This is a genomic window from Treponema sp. TIM-1 (assembly GCF_046533115.1).
Lineage (GTDB): Bacteria > Spirochaetota > Spirochaetia > Treponematales > Breznakiellaceae > JAIRMO01.
Genome location: NZ_JAJQRC010000029.1, coordinates 18,967 through 36,745 on the forward strand (window position 1 = coordinate 18,967; position 17,779 = coordinate 36,745).

Consider the following 17,779-nt stretch of genomic DNA (forward strand, 5'->3'; position numbering starts at 1 on the left):
GGCCTTACCGCCGGAGCGGTCAAGGAATAATCACCAGCCCCCGGTTCCGCAGGTTTTTCCACACCCCCCGGACCTGTCCGCTGCCGACGAGCCCTTCCAGTTCCCGGTAAAAGGCGGCGGGGCTCAGGCGGCCGGGCAGGGAGGCTTTTCCCAAAAGGGTTTTTACCTTTCCCGCCGATGCCGGCAGGCAAAGCCGCTCCGCCGAGAGGCGCCAGCGCCAGAATAGGGATGGCCCCGGCGGGGAATCCTCCTCCAGGGGCCGGGAGCCCAAAAAGCAAACCCGGCCGGTCTCCGGGGGAAGGGCCCCCCGCTCCTCGTCCCGGTCCCGGGCATAGGCGTCCAACAGGTCCGCTACAAGCCCGGGGGGCACCGAAGGGGAGGGAACCCTGAAGGGAAAGGCCCCTTCCACGGGCCGGGCCGTATCCCCGGCCATCCAGGCCGCGAGGAGCTGGTCCAGAGGTTCGGCAAAACGGTTGAATCGCTCCTCCCCCGCAAAAGAGAGGTCGTTCAGGGCGAAAATTTTCCCCCTGCCCCCGGGACCGGAGGAGCGGGGGTCCGATACCCTCAGCCCCGGATGAAGGCCCCGCTGCCATTCGGCATACAGCGGGGAATGGCGGGTCAGGATGAATTGGTGCCAGAAGGCGGAGTCCAAGAGACCCGCGGCAAAAAGCCGCCGCAGGATCTCCGCGGAATTGATGATCTCCTCCGGGGTCTCGTCCCAATATCCATAGATGAGATAGGCGTGGGTGAGGATCCCCGCCTCCTTGAAGGCCGCCGCGGCCCGGATCACCTCGGGCAAACCCAGGCCTTTGCGGACCCGCCGGAAACCCGCCTCCGAAGCCACCTCGATCCCCCCGGAAACCCCCAGGAGCCCCCCCGCGGCGAGGAAAGCGGCGGTATCCGGGGTAAAGTCCTTTTCAAACCGGATGTTTCCCCAAAAAACCAGGGGAAGCCCTTCCCGAATATTCAATTCCGCCAAGGCTATCAGTGAAGCGGCCGGCGCGGCTTCGTCCACCAGGTGGACCCCCCGGACCCCGGTTTTTTCCGCCTGATCCAGGAGGTGCCGAAAAAGCGCCCCGGTATCTACCGGCGCAAATTCCCGGATATAATCCAGGGCGGTATCGCAAAAGGCGCAGGAGTGCCAATAACAGCCGTGGGCCAGATAGGCCTTGAGCCAGTGCCCGTCGGACCAGAGCCGGTGCATGGGGTTGACCTCGTCCACCGGGTATAGGTAGCGGCTAAAATCCACCTCCCCGTAGTCGGGAAACACGGTCCGCGACGCTTCCCGGTCCAAACGCAGCCCCGGAGTATCGTCCCCGCCGGGGCGGTCCGGAGAACCGATGATACGGCGATCCGCGGAAGCACGGTACAAGGTCTTGTACAGGACCGGTTCCGCTTGGTCCGGGCCGCCGCCCCGGCCCTCGAGCCGGTGGAGGATGGCTTCCAGGGAACCATAGCCCCGGTCAAAGGAGAGGTAGTCAAAATAGTCGAAAAAGGTTTCGTCCTCCAGGAAGCGGAGTTCGGTGTTCACGTACCCGCCCCCGGCTATGGCGGTGCAGGCCGCCCCAAAACGCCCCCTGGCCGAAGCCGAGCAGGTCAGGGCCCCAGCAAGGCAGCCGGAAAAGGGGATGGTGATGACCAGGACCATGGTTTCCCCCGGACCCACCTCCCGGGCCACCAGATCCCAGACCGCTTCCAAAAAGGGCCGGTAAAATTCTGCCATGATATAACGGCGGGGGCTGTCCTTTACCGCGGAAAAATCCCGGTATGCCGCGGCCGGGGCCCCGGCATACCGGACCAGGCCGAAGGAAGGGTCCAGGACGGAGCCGATAAAATCGGCCAGGTCCGCAAGGAGCTTGCCTGCCAGGAGGGGGGCGGCGTCCGGCGGGGGATTCCCCCCCAGGGAAGCCAGGCAGGCGTCAAACCGGGGCCCCCCGGGGAGCACCCCGTTTGCCAGGGAGAGGAGGTGGCCCCATTCCCGATCCCGGCCCCGCAGAAAACCCACCAGCCGGCCGATACAGGCAAGCCAGCGGTCTTCCTCGGATAAAAACCGTTCGGTCTGAGACAAGATATAGGGATTGCTCAAATCCGGTACAAACCCTTCCCCGGCATCCGGGCTGCCGCGGTTTTGATAGATCCGCCGGGCATCGGTAAATATTTTTTCAAGCCCTGTCTTACAGAAGATCCCCTCAAAAAGGCCGATGGAATGATCCTGGACCCGGGTCCGGTATCCCCGGGCGTCCAAAAAAGTCTTGAGGTAATAGGGCGCGGGGTACGGGGCGTTGAGCTGCACCAGGGGAGGCTGGACAAGATAGATCAGTCCCGGCGTTTTACCCTTCATTTCAATCCCTTCTTGGGTTGGAACACGGGACAATGGCAGCCGGTGTTTTTATAAACCTCCGCCGACGGCAGGTTCCGGCATTTTATACCAAAAATCCCGCAGGATCGGGGAAAGGCCGGGTCCCAGGTAACCTTAAAATAGGTACACTTAAGACAATCCGGCGCCCGGGAGGGAAAATCATTGGGCTCGGCGCTCATACTTCATATATATACTATTTTCATACCTGCCGGAAGTATCGGCCCCCCCGGAAACGATTCCACCCCTTTGTGGATTTACCTTAGCCTGATGCCATCCTTACCCTTTAACCGCGCCCGCGGTAAGGCCTTTGATGAACTGCTTACTCATCATAAGATAGAGGGCCAGCACGGGAATAGCCGAAAGGGTCAGCACCGCCAGCACCTTGGACCAGTCGGTCTGGTATTGGCCGAAGAGCCGGGTTACGCCCAAGAGCACGGTTTTCGCCCCTTCGTCGGTGATGAATATCAGGGGGAACCAGAGATCGTTCCAGAAGGGGACCAGGTTGTAGATAGCCACCGTTGCCAGGGCCGGGCGGAGCAGGGGGGTGATGATCCACGCAAAAACTTGCAGCCGGCCCGCCCCGTCTATGATCCCCGCCTCGGTGAGTTCCCGGGGAATCTCCCGGATAAATTCGGTAAGGACGAAGATCCCCACCGGCACCCCCATGGCGACGTAAATGGGGATGAGGGACCAGATGGTGTTGAGCAGCCCCAGGGAACGGACCAGCTCCAAAATCCTGATGGAAGCGATCTTGATGGGGAGCATCATCCCGGCTATGCAGAAAAAGTAGAGGCCCCGGGAGATTTTTCCCCGCCAGTTCGCCAGGGCGTAAGAAGCCAGGGAACTGACCACAACGAGGATGAAGAGGGAGAGGACCACTACCACCAGGCTGTTCTTGAAATAGCCCAAAAAATCGCTGTCCCCCAGTACCGCGCCGTAGTTGGCGATGTTCCATGTTTTGGGAAGCCCAAAGGGGCTCTGATAAATCGAAAGCCGGTCTTTGAAGGAATTGATCACCATTATCCATAGGGGAAAGATGACAATGGCGGACCAGATGACGAGTACCACATGGGAAGGGGTATTCAGATTTTGCCGTTTGATCGAACCTTTCGCCATGGCCTAATCCCTCCCCTGGGTTGCTTTGAGGGTAGGGATGACCCCTAGGCATAGGACAAAGAAGGTGATGGCGGCGATGGCCGCCCCCATACCCGGATCGGGGATACCCACCGGATGCTGGCCGGCTATCCCCACCCGATAGAACAGGGTACCCATCAGGTCCGTGGCGTAATTCGGGGCGCCGTTGACATTCTCCATGGAAAAAACCACGTCAAAGGCGTTGAAGTTATTCACAAAGGTCAGGATGGCGATTATCCCCACCACCGGCCTAATGAGGGGAAACTTGATGCGCCGGAATATCTGCCACCCGTTGGCCCCCTCAATTATGGCGGCTTCAAAGTAATCGGTGCTGATGTTCCGTAGCGCCGCCACAAACATCATGCAGGGGATCCCTATCCACTGCCAGCAGGAAACCAGGGACACCACGGTAAGGGCGGTCGCCCGGTCCCCCAGCCAGGGCCGGACCAGGAAGCTCAGGCCGATTTTCGTCATAAACGGGCCGCTCCATACCGGATTCAGCAGGAGCTTCCAGAGATACCCCGTAACCAGTACCGCAAAGGTAACGGGCATAAAGATCACCGTTTGGTAAAACTCCCGGCCCCGCATGGTCCGGTTGGTAAGCAGGGTGGCAAAGAATATTCCCAGGACATTCTGAACCGCGAGATGAACCAAAAAGAAATATAGGGTATGAGCGAAGGCCCCCCAATATCGCTGGGAATACTGCTCCACGGTAAAAAGTTTTTTAAAATTTTCAAGACCAACGAAACTGCGGCCTATCCCCGCGGAACCGGTATAAAGGCTCAGGCGCAGGGAATCCAGCAGGGGCCAGGCCATAAACAGGATATAGAAGACCAGCGCCGGGATCAAATAGGGTATCCAGCCCCACGCGGCCGCAGTTCCGTTTTTTTTCATCTTACCTTCGCTGCTTCCGCTTCCATGGCGTCGGCCGCCTGCCGAGGGGTCTGTTCACCCTTGAGGACCATGATCACCGACTGGTTCATGGGGGCATAGAGGTCCATGAGTTTGGGCCACACAAACCGCGCGTCCGTCTCCTTGCCGGTATTCAAGGCGAGGAATTCGTTGGCATGGGGATCCGTCAGCTGAATGGGGAAGTTGATCATGGGGAAGAAACCCAGGGGCAGGCTCGCGGAAGCGACCGTCGCCCCTTCTCTGGACGCAAGCCAGGCCAGGAACTCCCGGCATTCATTGGGATACTTGGTCTTCGTATTGTAGGTGATGGCCATATCGGGGTGGAAGGTGATCCGGGTCTGCTTTCCCCGGGGAGCGGGCATGGCGAAAAGCCCCCAGTTAAAGGGCGCATCCGCATATACCCCGGCTGTCCAGGAACCGTCCATGAACATTACCGCCTGCTGGGTATTAAACAGGGCCTGGGAATCGTTGTAAGTTACCGCCTCAAAGCCCTTGGGGAGGTATTTTGCCGCATCGGCCATGGCCTGGAAAGCGGCGACAAAATTGGCGTCGTTCAGCTTCTTGGTTCCGTTTTCATATTGGACCCGGTCCGCCGCCCCTCCGGTGAAGTTGGGGAGCATCCCCAGGAAGAATACCTCCAGGATATCCCATTCATCCGCCACGCCGTTGGCCAGGGGAGTATAGCCTTTGGCGGCCAGGGTTCCGCAGAGGGCGAGGAAATCCTCATAGGTCTGGGGAATGGAAAGCCCCTCCTTCTGGAAAATGGTCTTGTTGTAGTACACCGCATGGGATACCGCCGCAAAGGGAACGGCGAACATCTTGCCGTCGGGCATACGCCAGGGCGCCAGGTTGCTGTCGGTGAAATTCTGGGTAACCCCGGGAATAGTGGTACAGTCCCCGAAATATCCGGCATTGAAGAGTTCCTGCCCGGTGGCATAGGAACGGGCATACATCAGATCCGGGCCGGTCCCGCTGTCCAGTTGCAGCCTGAGGGTCGCGTTATAATCCGGTGGATTGGTGGGCTGGAACCGGATTTCTATATTAGGCTTCAACTTGCTGTATTCCGCCAGCAGCTTATTCACTTGGGCCACGTCATCGGCCCGCCAGGAGCCCATGGTCAAAACCACCTTACCCGGTGCAGCGGACTGCTGACCGCCTCCGGCATAAACGGGCAGGACCAAAACCACGGCAAGCATAATAAGGCTTACCAACATCAAATTCTTTTTCATCATTTCTCCTCCATATAAAGATATTGTTGAGTATACGCCAATAGGACAGAAAATACAAGAATAGTTGAGGCAATGGGAGTGTTTGACAGGGACCCCCCTTTTACGGTATCTTTAAGCTAATGAAAAAGCTGTCCGGTATTCCCGCGTCTTCCGGTATTGTTTTGGGCAAGGCCTTTTTGTATCTGGAAGATGATTTCCCCGAACTCCCCCGGTATACTATTGAGGAAGAGCAGGTTGAGTCCGAATGGCGGCGGCTCCTGGATGCCATTGATGAAGCGGCCCGGGAGGTCAAGGCCCTGAATGACCGGGCGGCCCGGGAAATAAGTAAAGAACAGGCGGCGATTTTCGAGGCACAGCTCATGATGCTGGAGGATCCTGATTTTAAGGATCAGATTAAAAACCGGCTGCGTAAATTCCTGAATAATGTTGAATGGACGGTTCGGGAAATTTCCTATGAGCTGATCCAAAAGCTCAGCGCCTCCGGGGATTCATACCTTAGGGAACGGGCCGCGGATATTTCCGATGTCTCCCGCAGAATATTAAATAAACTCCTGTCCATAACAAAATTTTCCCTTGCGGATCTTTCCGAAGATGTGATTCTGGTGGTTCATGATCTTTTACCGTCGGAAGTCCTGTCCATGAACCGGGAGCGGGTCATGGGCCTGGTAATGGATATGGGGGGCCGGACTTCCCATACCGCTATCCTCGCCCGGGCCTTTGAAATCCCCGCGGTATTGGGCCTTTCCAGCGCCACCAAGGAGATCCGCAACGGGGACCTGCTGGTACTCAACGGCAGTACCGGTGAAATTTTGATAGATCCGGACGAAAACAATTTGAACCAATACGAACAGGCTATTTACCAGTACCATAAAATGTTTGACGGCCTCCTGGCCCTGGGGGAGCTCCCCGCCGAAACCCCCGACGGACACCGGGTGTGCCTCAAGGCCAATATTGAGATCCCCGAAGAGGCGGATCAGGTACAGCGTTTTGGGGCGGAGGGCATAGGGCTTTACCGCTCGGAATTCCTTTTCCTCACTTCGGGGTATACCGCGGAGGAGGAGGAACAATTCCAGGCCTACAGCCGGGTGGTCAAAGCCATGGACGGCCTCCCCGTAACCATCAGAACCGTCGATGTGGGGGGGGACAAGGTACTCTCCGAATTTCAGGCCACCGATGAAAAGAATCCCCTCCTGGGGTGGCGGGCCATACGGTTTTGCCTTGCCCGGCCGGAATTATTCAAGACCCAGCTCCGGGCGATCCTGCGCTCCAGTGTCTACGGAAAGGTGGGGATCATGTTCCCCATGATCTCCGGCATTGAGGAACTGGAACAGGCCAAAGAACTTTTGGAAGAGGCCAAGGGGGAATGCCGGCGGCGGGGCCAGGCCTATGCCCAGGATATCCAGGTGGGCACCATGATAGAGATCCCTTCGGCGGCGATGACCGCGGATATCCTGGCGGAGCGGTCGGACTTTTTTTCTATCGGAACCAATGACCTTATCCAGTACACCCTGGCGGTGGACCGGGGAAATGAAAAGGTCAATTATTTAGCCCAGCCTACCCATCCGGCGGTTTTGCGGCTCCTGAAAAAAACCATCGACGCGGCCCACCGGAAGGGAATCAAGGCGGCCATGTGCGGAGAGCTGGCGGGGGATCCCGCGGTTACCGCGCTGCTCCTGGGACTGGGCCTGGACGAATTCAGCATGACCGCCACCTCCATCCCCCAGGTAAAGCGGATCATCCGGGGGGTTCCCCAGGAAAGCTGCCGGACCTTGGCGGAGAAAGCCTTGAACTGTTATTCCTATTCCCAGGTAAGCGCCCTGGTGGAGGAATGGATGGCCAAAATCTTTTCCGCCGATTAGTTTACCCAGAGTCTGAGCTGTTCCGGAGTGTTGTTTCATGGAATTTAACGGCGATTTAAAATACCGGAACCTCCCGGTGGTTGTCCTGGCGGGACGGCCCAATGTGGGTAAATCCACCCTGTTTAACCGGCTTTTGCATAAACGCCGGGCCATTACGGATCCTACCCCGGGGGTTACCCGGGACCCGGTGGGCATGGATACCTTTATCGCGGGAAAGCCCCTGCGGCTTATCGATACCGGGGGGTTCAAGCTGGACCGGGAAAGCTCCCTCGCGGATACCCTGGACGACCTGGTGGTGGGACGGACCCTGGAAACCATAGAAGGGGCGGCCCTGGTGGTGCTTATCCTGGAAGCCGGGGTAGTAACCCCGGAGGATGAGGAATTTATCCGCATCCTCCGGCCCCTGCGGGACCGTTTGCTGGTGGCGGTGAATAAAACCGAGGGAGGCCGCCGGGAGGCCGACGCCTGGAATCTCCTCTCCTATGGTTTTGATCACATCTTTATGATATCCGCCGAACACGGGGACCATGTGGGGGAACTGGAAGAGGCCATAATCTCCCGGCTGGATTTTTCCCGGGTGGAACCGGACGAGGCCGAAAGCCGGCCCATACGGCTCGCCCTGGTGGGAAAACCCAATACGGGAAAGTCCACCCTGTCAAACCGGCTTACCGCCTCGGGGGCTTCCATTGTGAGTGATATCCCCGGTACCACCCGGGACGTGGTGGAGGGGGAATTCTTCTATAAAAACCGGCGTTTTTTGGTTCTGGACACCGCGGGGATCCGGCGTAAATCCAAGGTTACCGAAAATATCGAATATTATTCGGTGAACCGGGCCATCAAGACCATGGATGAGGCGGACGTGGTGATCCTCCTCATCGACGCCCGGGAAGGGCTGGCGGAACAGGACAAGAAGATCGCCGCCCTTGCCCACGAAAAGGGCCGGGGGATCATCCTGGCGCTGAACAAGTGGGATACCATGCCCGCGGTAAAAAACAGTTTTACCGCCGCCGCGGACCGGACCAGGTTTCTCTTTCCCAAGATGGAGTATGCCCCCATTGTGGCCCTCTGCGCCCTGGACGGCGCCGGGATAGAGGAACTGCTTGCCACGGCGGTTCGGATGTACGGCCAGCTCAACAAACGGGTGGAGACGGCCCCCCTCAACCAGGCCCTGGAGCGCTGGCTTGAGGAATACCCCCCGCCCATCGGCCCCCAGACCAGGTTTAAGATAAAATACGCGGTTCAGGTGTCGGAAAACCCGGTAAAATTTGTCTTTTTTGTCTCCCGGCCCGGGGCGGTGGGGGAAGCCTATGTTTCCTACCTCCGGAACCGGATCCGTAAGGACCTGGGGTATTCCCTCATCCCCGTGGAAATCGAACTCCGGTCTTCGGGAAAGGCCGGTTCCGAGGGCCGCCGCCCCCGAAACTCCCGGTCCGGGGCCGCTGTGGACAGGGGCCGGCGATGACTTCCTATGGGATAGGGGATGTGGAAGCCCTTTTGGGGCTCAAGGTCCACGTTATCCGCTACTGGGAACAGGAAATACCCCTGGTTCAGCCCAAACGGGATCGTTTTGGCCGGCGGGTATACTCCAACGGGGATATCCGCATCCTCCTCAGGCTTAAATATCTGCTGTATGACCGTTGTTTTACCCTGAAAGGCGCCCGGGAGGAGCTTTTCCGGGAGCTCTCCGGTTCCTCGGCGGATCTGCGGGCCCACATCGATGCCCTGCGCTCGGAACTGCTGGACCTGTATTTTACGGTCCATGCCTGGGGGCCGGCGAAGCGGGGGCCTGGAAAGGGGGATAATACCCCGGTATGAAGACGGATCCCCCCCTGGAAACCCTTTTTCCCCCCCTGGGAGGCGATGTGCTTCCCCTCCTGGAGGGGCTTCCCGCGCTCATCGACCGGGTTTTTCCCCTGCCCCGGCGGTTCCGCTCGGGCCTGCCCCAGGACGTGGCGGAGCTTTCCCGGTTCCTTACCGGTGGCCGGGAGGATCGGGATAGCGGCTATCTGGGCCGGCCCGCCCTGCTTTCCGCCTACCTCAGGTACTTTCTCCCCTGGAACGTCTACCGCCTCTGCCGGCTGCTCCCGGCATTGCCCCTCTCCCTGGCCGCCGGGAACGCCCTTACCGACCTGGGTTCGGGCCCCCTTACCCTGCCCGTGGCCCTCTGGCTTTCCCGGCCGGATCTGCGGGGCTTGTCCCTGGAATTCCGCTGCCTGGACCGGAACGGGGCGGCCCTGGAGGCGGGGAAAGCCCTTTTCTCCACCCTGGCGGGGAAGGATTGCCCCTGGGTCATAAAAACCATCCGGGCCCCCCTGGGCGCTCCGGTTCACGGACCTCGGGCCGCCCTGGTTACCGCCGTCAATGTGTACAACGAAATTCCGGAAGGGGGGGCCCCGGGGGTCTTCGCGGACAAGCAGGTCCGGCTGCTTTCGGCCCTGGCCGGGGAAGGGGGGGCCATCCTGGTGGTGGAACCGGGGATACCCCGGTCCGGGGAATTTATCGCCGCCCTCAGGGGCGCCTTAGAAGCACAAGGCCGCTTCCCCCTGGCGCCCTGCCCCCATGGGGGGCCCTGTCCCCTGCCGGGTGGGTTTACTCCCGGGGGCAGGGGAAAAGCCAAGTGGTGTCATTTTGCCTTTACCACTGCCGACGCCCCCCGGGACCTGCAAACCCTGTCCGTTGCCGCGGGCTTCCCCAAGGAACGGGCGGTCCTCTCCTTCCTCCTGGCCGGTCCCCGAACCGGTAAGCCTCCGGCGCATCCCGGCTCCCCGCTCTTGGTACGGATCATCTCCGACTCCTTTCCCTTGCCCCGGTCCGGGGAATACGGCCGTTACGGCTGTTCGGCCAAGGGCCTCGTCCTTGTTGCCGGGACCCGGGAGAAAACAGAACCCCCGGAACCGGGGACCCTGCTCCGGCTTAGGTCCCCGCCCCGGGAACAGCGGGATCCCAAAAGCAAGGCCCTGATCTTCCCCCTGGACTAAACATACGGTAAAAACCCGTGGGCCAATACCAACCGTCACGAACTTTCATTTGAAACTATTGCCGGCCCCCGGTAAAACCGGGGACCGGCGGAGTGGAAGACTGCTGTTTCAGGCCGCTTTCCGGGCAGGAAGCCGGGGCTCCTGCCGGGACGATTTCCGGGGGAACCAGCCCCGCTCCACCCGCTTTTCCTGTTCAAAAAGTTCCTTGATGGTCCAGATACAGGTGAAGCCGGTGATCCCCAAAAAAACGGAAAGATACACCTGGGCAATGATGCAGGCCGCCGCGATTAAGCCCAAACCGCTTATCAAAAAAAACGGCCAAATACCCTTGCCGAAGTGGTATTCCCCTTTTATCACCACCGGATGAAAAAGTCCGATAATGATCAGCGCCGTTGCCCCGGCAAATAATCCGTGTAGATACATAACCACTCCTTATCCTCGGGTAGCGGCGGCGCGTTCCGCCGGGGACAGCCGGGAAAGTTCCAGAACCCGGTCAAAATCAAGTTTCAACCGGTCCGCAATATCCTTACCCCAGGACTTGTCCGCCAGGGCAAAGAGGGCGGCCTCCCGGTACTGTAACTGCTGCCGGGCCCCGCCGAGGCTCGCGCAGATATTGTCACAAAGGTGGGAACGGGCGGTTTCGTCCAGGACCCTTCCGTAGAGCAGGCCGGGCTGTTCAAAATCCAGGTCCGAAACTTCCTGTTCGTGCCTGCCGAGGACGCCCTTGAGGTCTATTTGGGGCGGCGTGGCCCGGTCGCCCGCGGGAACCGGCCCGCCCGCGGTATTGGGGTAGTAAACAGGCGCGCCGCCGCCGTTGCCGTTGACACTCATGGCGCCGTCCCGCTGGTAATGACCCATGGGGCATTTGGGGGCGTTGATGGGAATTTGGGTAAAATTGGTCCCCAGGCGGTGGCGCTGGGTATCGGTGTAGGCAAACAACCTGCCCTGGAGGAGTTTGTCCGGTGAAGGGGCAACGCCGGGAACCATATTACTGGGGGCAAAAGCCACCTGTTCCACCTCGGCAAAATAATTTTCCGGGTTTCTGTTCAGGGTCATTTTTCCGATGGGAATGAGGGGGAACTCCTTGTGGTACCACACCTTGGTTACGTCAAAGGGATTGAACCTGAAGTGTTCCGCCTGTTCCGGCGTCATGATCTGAATATTGAGGGTCCAACTGGGGAATTCCCCCCGGGCAATGGCTTCGTAGAGATCCCTGGTCGCGTGATCCGGGTCGGTGCCGCGCATGGCGTCCGCCTCCGAGCCGGTAAGGTTTTTAATCGGCTGGTCGCATACCCAGTGGTATTTGACCCATACATATTCCTTCTTTTCGTTGTACCACATATAGGTATGGCTGCCGAAACCATGCATATTCCGGTACGAGGCGGGGGTCCCCCGGTCGGAGAAGAGGATGGCCACCTGATGCAGGGATTCAGGGGTCAGGGACCAGAAATCCCACATGGCGTCGGGGTCCTTGAGGTTGGTCCGGGGGTTGCGTTTTTGGGTATGAATGAAATCAGGGAATTTTATCGCATCCCGGATAAAAAATATGGGAGTGTTATTACCCACCAGATCGTAGTTGCCTTCTCCGGTATAAAACTTAACCGCGAAACCCCGGGGGTCCCGCTCGGAATCGGCGGACCCCCGTTCGCCTCCGACGGTGGAGAAGCGGACGAAAACATCGGTTTTCTTCCCCGTATCGGAAAGGAATTCCGCGCAGGTGTATTCCGGCACGGCGCGGCTTACCTCGAAGACCCCGTGGGCCCCGGCTCCTTTAGCGTGAACCACCCGTTCGGGGATCCGTTCCCGGTCAAAGTGGGCCAGTTTTTCGATGAGATGGACATCCTGCAGCAGGGTATACCCCTGGGGGCCGGTGGACTGGGACGCCTGGTCGTTGTCGACGGGCTGTCCGTTGGCAGTGGTAAGTTTATTTTCCATAATAAACTCCTTTTATTCATAATAAGAACGATTATTAATAACCGTCCCAAAAAAAGGTTGTCAACGACAACCGCTTTTTTCACTTTTTCAGCATCCTTCCGCAAAAATAACCCGGAAGATGCCCCCTTAGAACCGGTTTTCAGGGGATTTTTCTATACATGCCCGGCAAATTCCTTTAAATGTAATGGAATGGCCTTCAATCCGGCATCCGCTTTTTTCAGCGGCTTCCCGGTCAAAAACGGCGTCATAGGGAAGGGGCATATCATACACCCTGCCGCAGACCTTGCAGTGCAGATGATGGTGGGGCCCCAGCCGCCGGTCATACCGGACCAGCAGGGGATCGCTTTTAACCTGAACAATTTCCCCCGCTTCCTCCAGGATAATAAGATTACGGTACACCGTCCCCAGGCTAATCCGTTCCGTTTTTGCGATGGCGTCAAAAATATCCCGGGCGGACGGATGATCCCCCCAGTGGATCGCCTCCAAAACCAATTTTCTTTGGCGGGTATTACGCCTGCTCAAATTTTCTGTCACCATCGCAACCTTATGGGTTGTATTGAGGCTTTTCACCGGACCGGAAGTCCGCATGAACCCCGCTTTGAAACAGTCACTGCTATTAAGAATCATTACTATTAAAAGCATAAAGGATTTTACCAGAACTGTCAATGATTTTTTTGGATAAAATATGGGAATTTAACTTTACCATGAGCTTCCGTGGAACAAGTTCCGGGGTAGTAACCCAGACTTTCGAACAACCACAAATTATAAATATATCTCTTTTCCGGCGTCTCGAAAAGCCGTCTTGGAGCGTAATCACCGCATTTTTTGTACTTTCAGGAGAAAGATGAGGCTCTTTTCAAAACCTCAGGTTCAGACGAGTACACTGCGGACTTTGTACAAAACCGATGGTAACATCCTTAGCGGCAAATGGTTATTCCATATGTTAGGGCCTCATCCAGGAGGGCTTTAAGATTTTCCAAGGGGGTATCGATAGTCATGTTGTTGCCCGCAGTCAGCATAAAATGTCCGTCCCGGCGGAAGTAGGTGTCGAACATAAAGCGGACTTCCCGGCGTACGTCATCAGGGGTTCCGTAGGGGATGATCCGTTGGACATCCATGCCGCCCCAGATGCAGATGTCTTTGCCGAATTCGGCGGCGATCTCCTTTTCAGCCATGGTATACTTCTGTATGGGATGAAGCACGTCCAGGCCGATCTCGATAAGTTCCGGGATGAAGGGCTTGATGTTGCCGCAGGCGTGGAGCCAGAAGTGCATACCCAGGCTGTGTACATGATCGATAAGTTCTTTGTAGTAGGGTTTGAAGAATTCCCGGAACACGTCAATTGAAAAGAAAGGGGAGGTCTGCATACCGATGTCATCGCTGGTCCAGATGGCGTCTAGTCTGAGTTCTTTGCGGCCCCTGGCAACAAGGGCCTTGTAGAAATCCGTCAGTGCCCGGAACAAACGGTGGACTTCATCGCCGTTTTCATAGAAGTCGCAGAGGGCGTTTTCCATCCCCCTGATGGACCAGAGGCGCTCAAAGAGCCAGTACCACCACAGTCCTACCCGGTAGACGCCGTTTTCAGGCAGCGGGTTTTTGGTAATAAGCCCCGGATAATTGGGGTTGGGGAAATCCGCCAGAACACCGTCGAGTTTGGCCCAGTCGTCAAGGGCGCTATTGGTATCCAGGGCGACACCCGGCGGGAAGGGATTGTCGAAGTTGAGCCATCGGTACGAGGGGTCGTCCGGCGGGGCGTCGAATACCTGGGGGATGTTGAGATAGGTTACCACCGTGTCACAGGGGTAGTGCTCCAGAACCGCCTTGTACTCCCCCGCCCGCTCCTTAAAGGTAGCGGGATTTATCCATTCATGGATCATCATGGGGACGCGGCGGGCCGCGCCCCTGCCTTCAATTACTTTTTTGAGCTCTTCCCGGCTTAACGGGTTATCAAGTAATGCCATAATCCTATCCTTTGACAGCCCCCGCAATGAGACCGCGAATAAAATACTTCTGTCCTACCACGGTAAGTAGTATAATCACCGGTATGCAGGAAATAAAAGCCCCGGCAAGGGGAGCGCCGTAGGTAACCTTGTAAAAATTTTGAAGCCGCATAAGGCCGATGGGCAGGGTATACATGGCTTCCTTGTTGAGATAAATCAGGGGAGTCATAAAGTCGTTCCAGTTGGCCATGAAATTCAGGACCACCAGTATCCCCAGACCCGAAACGCTCAGGGGCACGGCAATACGGGAATAGATGTACAGTTCTCCGCAGCCGTCAATCACCGCGCTCTCGTAGAGTTCCCGGGGAACCTGGTCCATGACCTGGCGTATCAGGAATATGCCGAAGGCGTTGGTAAAGGCCGGAATGAGCATGGGAAGGTAGGTACCAAAAAAGCCGAAGGCCCGGTACATCTGGAACATCGGCACCATATAGACCTGGGAAGGGATAAGCATGGTGGTAAGTATCAGGGAGAAAAGGATTTTTTTACCCGTAAACCGCTCAAAGCGGGTAAAACCGAAGGCAACGAGACTGCAAAAAAGCATACTCAGCGCCGCATAGGCCGCTGCGACCAGGGTACTGTTGAAAAACTGTCTCACAAAAGGAATCGAGATAAAAAGGGTCCGGTAATTATCGACGGTACCGTCCTGGGGAAATATCCGCAGGGGAGCGCGGTTCATTTCAAGATCGGTTTTAAAGGACCCTGAAATCATTATCAAAAACGGATATATAATGACGACGACAGCCGCAAGAAGCCCAAGGTGAAACACAAGGCTTTTAACACCCCGTTTGCTTTTTACATATTCCGTCATACCAGTCCCTCCCCTTCATCCCGTATTATCACCTTTCGCTGCAAGGTGGTAAGGATCAACAGGATAAGCGCGATGATGTAGCCGACGGCAGCCGCGTAATTCACCTGATTTTCCCGAAACATGGTGTTATAGAGGTGCATCACCGGGTACAGGTACGAGTACCTGGTACCGCCGACGTATCCGACCAGGGTAATTACATCGCCGAACATGGCGAAAGAACCGGTAATCGCCGTAAACACGATAAATTTGGAAATGGGCTGAAGCAGGGGGAATATGATACGCCAGAATTCCTGCCAGGGATTGGCGCCGTCGATGCGGGCGGCCTCGCCGAGTTCAACCGGTATGCCCTGGAGTCCGCTTAAAAAGTAGAGGCTGTTCACCCCGAAGTAGCGCCAGATACCGATTGCCACCATGACGCCGATGCCGTACCGGGGATTGCTGAGGAAATTGAAGGGCCCCAGGGAAAAGAAGCCCAGGATGGCGTTCAATACGCCCCCCCGTTCACGGAAGATGAATTTGAATACAATCCCTACCACAATAACCGACGTTATGTTGGGGAAAAAGAAAATAGTGGAGACCGCCCCGCTTTTGGCGCCCATACGTTTGCTGTTGAGGAGCAGGGCTGCCCCCAATGCCACGGGCAGGATGATGAACACACTGCCCAAGGTATAGAGGAATGCGTTGGCAATGGATTTGGCAAACAGCTTGTCCCCCGCCAGTTTTATATAGTTCGCCGGTCCGGCAAAAACCCCCTTGTCCTGCAGGGAGATGATGATCCCCGAGATCAAGGGGTAAAGACCAAAAACAGCGAACATAATAAAAAAAGGAGAAATAAAGAGATAGGGTTGTATCTTTTTCCATTGAAAAGGTCTTTGGGTTTTGGTGAATTCCATGTCTTCTCCCGTGCCCCTGTGTCTTATGGGGGCCATTCCGGCCCCCAATGCTAAAAATCGTTTCTATCTACCGGTTTTTTATCGCCTCGGCTCCCAGGTTGAGGTACTGGTCAAGGGTAATGTTCCCCTCGTAGTAATCGTAGCCGTTGGCTGCCATGGTATCATTCCAGACGCCCCGCCACGGAGCCTGATTTTGGACCGGCATCTCTCTTGAGAGCTGCGCATAGAGGGCCCCCAGATCCTGTCCTCCATAGTAGGGGTCCGGGCTGCTGCACAGGGGCATGGCGGCATAAACAACGGGGAACAGGTTTATCATTTTATATTTCTGTACCGCGTTATTGGTATCCACCTGGGCGAATTTGACAAAGTCCCACAGGGCTTCCTTGTCCTTTTTACTGTATTTCATAATCGTCAAACCGGTTCCGCCCCTGCAGGAAGTTCCGAGAGAATTAGCGTCAAATTTGGGCAGAGCCGCCATAGCCCATTTGCCGGCCTGTTCGGGAACATTGTCCTTGAGCCAGCCCGCCGCCCAGTCGGGGGTAATGTAGGTGGCTATTATATCCTGCCGGAAAGCCGACCAGTGTTCCTCGTCGGTTTCCCAGGAAAAGGTTAAGCCTTGCTGCTGCATGGTACGGAAGTCCGCCACAAGCTGACGGAAGGTAGGAGTGATGGTGAGTTCCCCCCGGCTGTTTATGTAATCGGCATTGGCGGCTCGGACAAAAGCGTCAAGTTGTTCTTCGGGCAAACCGGTGATGCGCATATCGTTAACTGCGGTAATATAGATACCGTAGGGTTTGAATTTCGCTGCCGCGTCTTTGTACTCAGTCCAGGTTGTGGGAACCTTGATATTGTACTTTTCAAATAGATCCTTCCGGTAGGCCATGGTTACCGGCGTCAGGGCGTGCTCAATGCCGTAATAATTTCCGTTATAGAAGTACAAATTTTGACGGCTGGCCACAACCTTATCACCGATGCCATCCCGCTGTATCCAACTGGTCAAAGGTTCAAAACATATTTTTTCCGCCGACATATACCGGGGAAAAGCACTCTCATTCATATCCACGAGGTCCGGACTCCCCTCCCCATTGGCCATGATAACCACTGACAGGCGGTCATTCAAAGCGTCCCCATCCATAAGCTCAACCTTCAGATTGAAGTCCGGGTGGGTCTTTTTATACTCCGCTCCGACCCATTCAAAATAACGGGCGTGGGTTTCGGCGAAGGCCCACAGAACCACATCATTGCTGGCGGCAGCGGCCCTTCCGCCCTGGCCGCCACGCGCAAACACCATGCTGCTTCCGGCAATCAGAACCAACAGAAAAAAAAGTATCCTTTTCATGTTTTCCTCCATAGGGATAAAAAAATATATACAGGCACACGCCCGTATTTTACGGTTTATTCGGGAGTCTGGTTTAATACCCCGGAGCTCTGCTCCGCGGAGGCTCATACGTTTTTACAGACCTACCCTCCATGCTTCGATTTATTTTGGATTGTATGGGGAAATCCAACATCTGTGTTTTGGCAGTAAAAAAGAGACCTGTTTTGCAGACTTTTTGGGCTTTTTTTCGGCGGACGTATAGAACGTCCCGTTGGTGTATATCAGTACAGGGTAACGATTTTTGTGTGCATATTGGGGGGGGGGGGGGGGGGGAAAAAAAAAAAAAAAAAA

The 17,779-nt window shown here is 56.7% G+C and carries 15 protein-coding genes; 4 read left to right on the top strand and 11 right to left on the bottom strand.

The features are described from left to right. Positions 1-19 precede the first annotated feature (19 nt). The 4 genes from LQZ21_RS10695 to LQZ21_RS10710 form a co-directional block, all read right to left on the bottom strand. Positions 20-2,341, bottom strand: a complete 2,322-nt coding sequence (locus tag LQZ21_RS10695; RefSeq protein WP_411044325.1) for a B12-binding domain-containing radical SAM protein — start codon at positions 2,339-2,341, stop codon at positions 20-22. Between the two features lie 294 nt (positions 2,342-2,635). Next, positions 2,636-3,475 carry a carbohydrate ABC transporter permease gene (locus LQZ21_RS10700; protein ID WP_411044326.1) on the bottom strand — a complete coding sequence of 280 codons (840 nt, stop codon included), beginning with the start codon at positions 3,473-3,475 and terminating at the stop codon, positions 2,636-2,638. Positions 3,476-3,478: 3 nt separating this feature from the next. Beyond that, positions 3,479-4,387, bottom strand: a complete 909-nt coding sequence (locus LQZ21_RS10705) for a carbohydrate ABC transporter permease (protein ID WP_411044327.1) — start codon at positions 4,385-4,387, stop codon at positions 3,479-3,481. Next, positions 4,384-5,634, bottom strand: a complete 1,251-nt coding sequence (locus LQZ21_RS10710) for an ABC transporter substrate-binding protein (protein ID WP_411044339.1) — start codon at positions 5,632-5,634, stop codon at positions 4,384-4,386. The genes LQZ21_RS10705 and LQZ21_RS10710 overlap by 4 nt, the downstream gene beginning before the upstream one ends. A 119-nt stretch (positions 5,635-5,753) precedes the next feature. On the opposite strand from LQZ21_RS10710, the gene ptsP reads away from it, so the two are divergent. Genes ptsP through LQZ21_RS10730 form a run of 4 tightly spaced genes read left to right on the top strand, consistent with a single transcriptional unit; the run spans position 5,754 to position 10,471 of the window. After that, positions 5,754-7,493, top strand: coding sequence for a phosphoenolpyruvate--protein phosphotransferase (gene ptsP, locus LQZ21_RS10715; protein WP_411044328.1), 1,740 nt, complete (start codon positions 5,754-5,756; stop codon positions 7,491-7,493). A gap of 37 nt (positions 7,494-7,530) precedes the next feature. Further along, positions 7,531-8,955: a ribosome biogenesis GTPase Der gene (gene der, locus LQZ21_RS10720; RefSeq protein WP_411044329.1), complete on the top strand. Its 1,425-nt coding sequence runs from the start codon at positions 7,531-7,533 to the stop codon at positions 8,953-8,955. Beyond that, positions 8,952-9,308: a MerR family transcriptional regulator gene (locus tag LQZ21_RS10725; protein WP_411044330.1), complete on the top strand. Its 357-nt coding sequence runs from the start codon at positions 8,952-8,954 to the stop codon at positions 9,306-9,308. The genes der and LQZ21_RS10725 overlap by 4 nt, the downstream gene beginning before the upstream one ends. Then, a complete protein-coding gene (locus tag LQZ21_RS10730) occupies positions 9,305-10,471 on the top strand; it encodes a small ribosomal subunit Rsm22 family protein (RefSeq protein ID WP_411044331.1) in 1,167 nt (388 codons plus the stop codon). Before LQZ21_RS10725 ends, LQZ21_RS10730 begins: the two co-directional genes overlap by 4 nt. 108 nt (positions 10,472-10,579) lie before the next feature. On the opposite strand, the gene LQZ21_RS10735 is transcribed toward LQZ21_RS10730, so the two are convergent. The 7 genes from LQZ21_RS10735 to LQZ21_RS10765 all read right to left on the bottom strand — a co-directional run bounded on the left by LQZ21_RS10735 (position 10,580) and on the right by LQZ21_RS10765 (position 17,449). Beyond that, positions 10,580-10,894 carry a DUF4491 family protein gene (locus LQZ21_RS10735; protein WP_411044332.1) on the bottom strand — a complete coding sequence of 105 codons (315 nt, stop codon included), beginning with the start codon at positions 10,892-10,894 and terminating at the stop codon, positions 10,580-10,582. 9 nt (positions 10,895-10,903) lie between these two features. Then, on the bottom strand, positions 10,904-12,406 hold the full coding sequence (locus LQZ21_RS10740) for a catalase (protein WP_411044333.1): 1,503 nt from the start codon (positions 12,404-12,406) through the stop codon (positions 10,904-10,906). A 126-nt stretch (positions 12,407-12,532) separates the two neighbouring features. After that, positions 12,533-12,943 carry a Fur family transcriptional regulator gene (locus tag LQZ21_RS10745; RefSeq protein WP_411044334.1) on the bottom strand — a complete coding sequence of 137 codons (411 nt, stop codon included), beginning with the start codon at positions 12,941-12,943 and terminating at the stop codon, positions 12,533-12,535. Positions 12,944-13,323: 380 nt separating this feature from the next. Beyond that, a complete protein-coding gene (locus tag LQZ21_RS10750) occupies positions 13,324-14,367 on the bottom strand; it encodes a uroporphyrinogen decarboxylase family protein (protein ID WP_411044335.1) in 1,044 nt (347 codons plus the stop codon). Between the two features lie 4 nt (positions 14,368-14,371). Beyond that, positions 14,372-15,217: a carbohydrate ABC transporter permease gene (locus tag LQZ21_RS10755; protein WP_411044336.1), complete on the bottom strand. Its 846-nt coding sequence runs from the start codon at positions 15,215-15,217 to the stop codon at positions 14,372-14,374. Further along, complete coding sequence (locus LQZ21_RS10760; protein WP_411044337.1) at positions 15,214-16,110, bottom strand: carbohydrate ABC transporter permease; 897 nt, start codon at positions 16,108-16,110, stop codon at positions 15,214-15,216. The genes LQZ21_RS10755 and LQZ21_RS10760 overlap by 4 nt, the downstream gene beginning before the upstream one ends. Before the next feature lie 67 nt (positions 16,111-16,177). Then, positions 16,178-17,449 carry an ABC transporter substrate-binding protein gene (locus LQZ21_RS10765; protein WP_411044338.1) on the bottom strand — a complete coding sequence of 424 codons (1,272 nt, stop codon included), beginning with the start codon at positions 17,447-17,449 and terminating at the stop codon, positions 16,178-16,180. Positions 17,450-17,779: the final 330 nt, after the last annotated feature.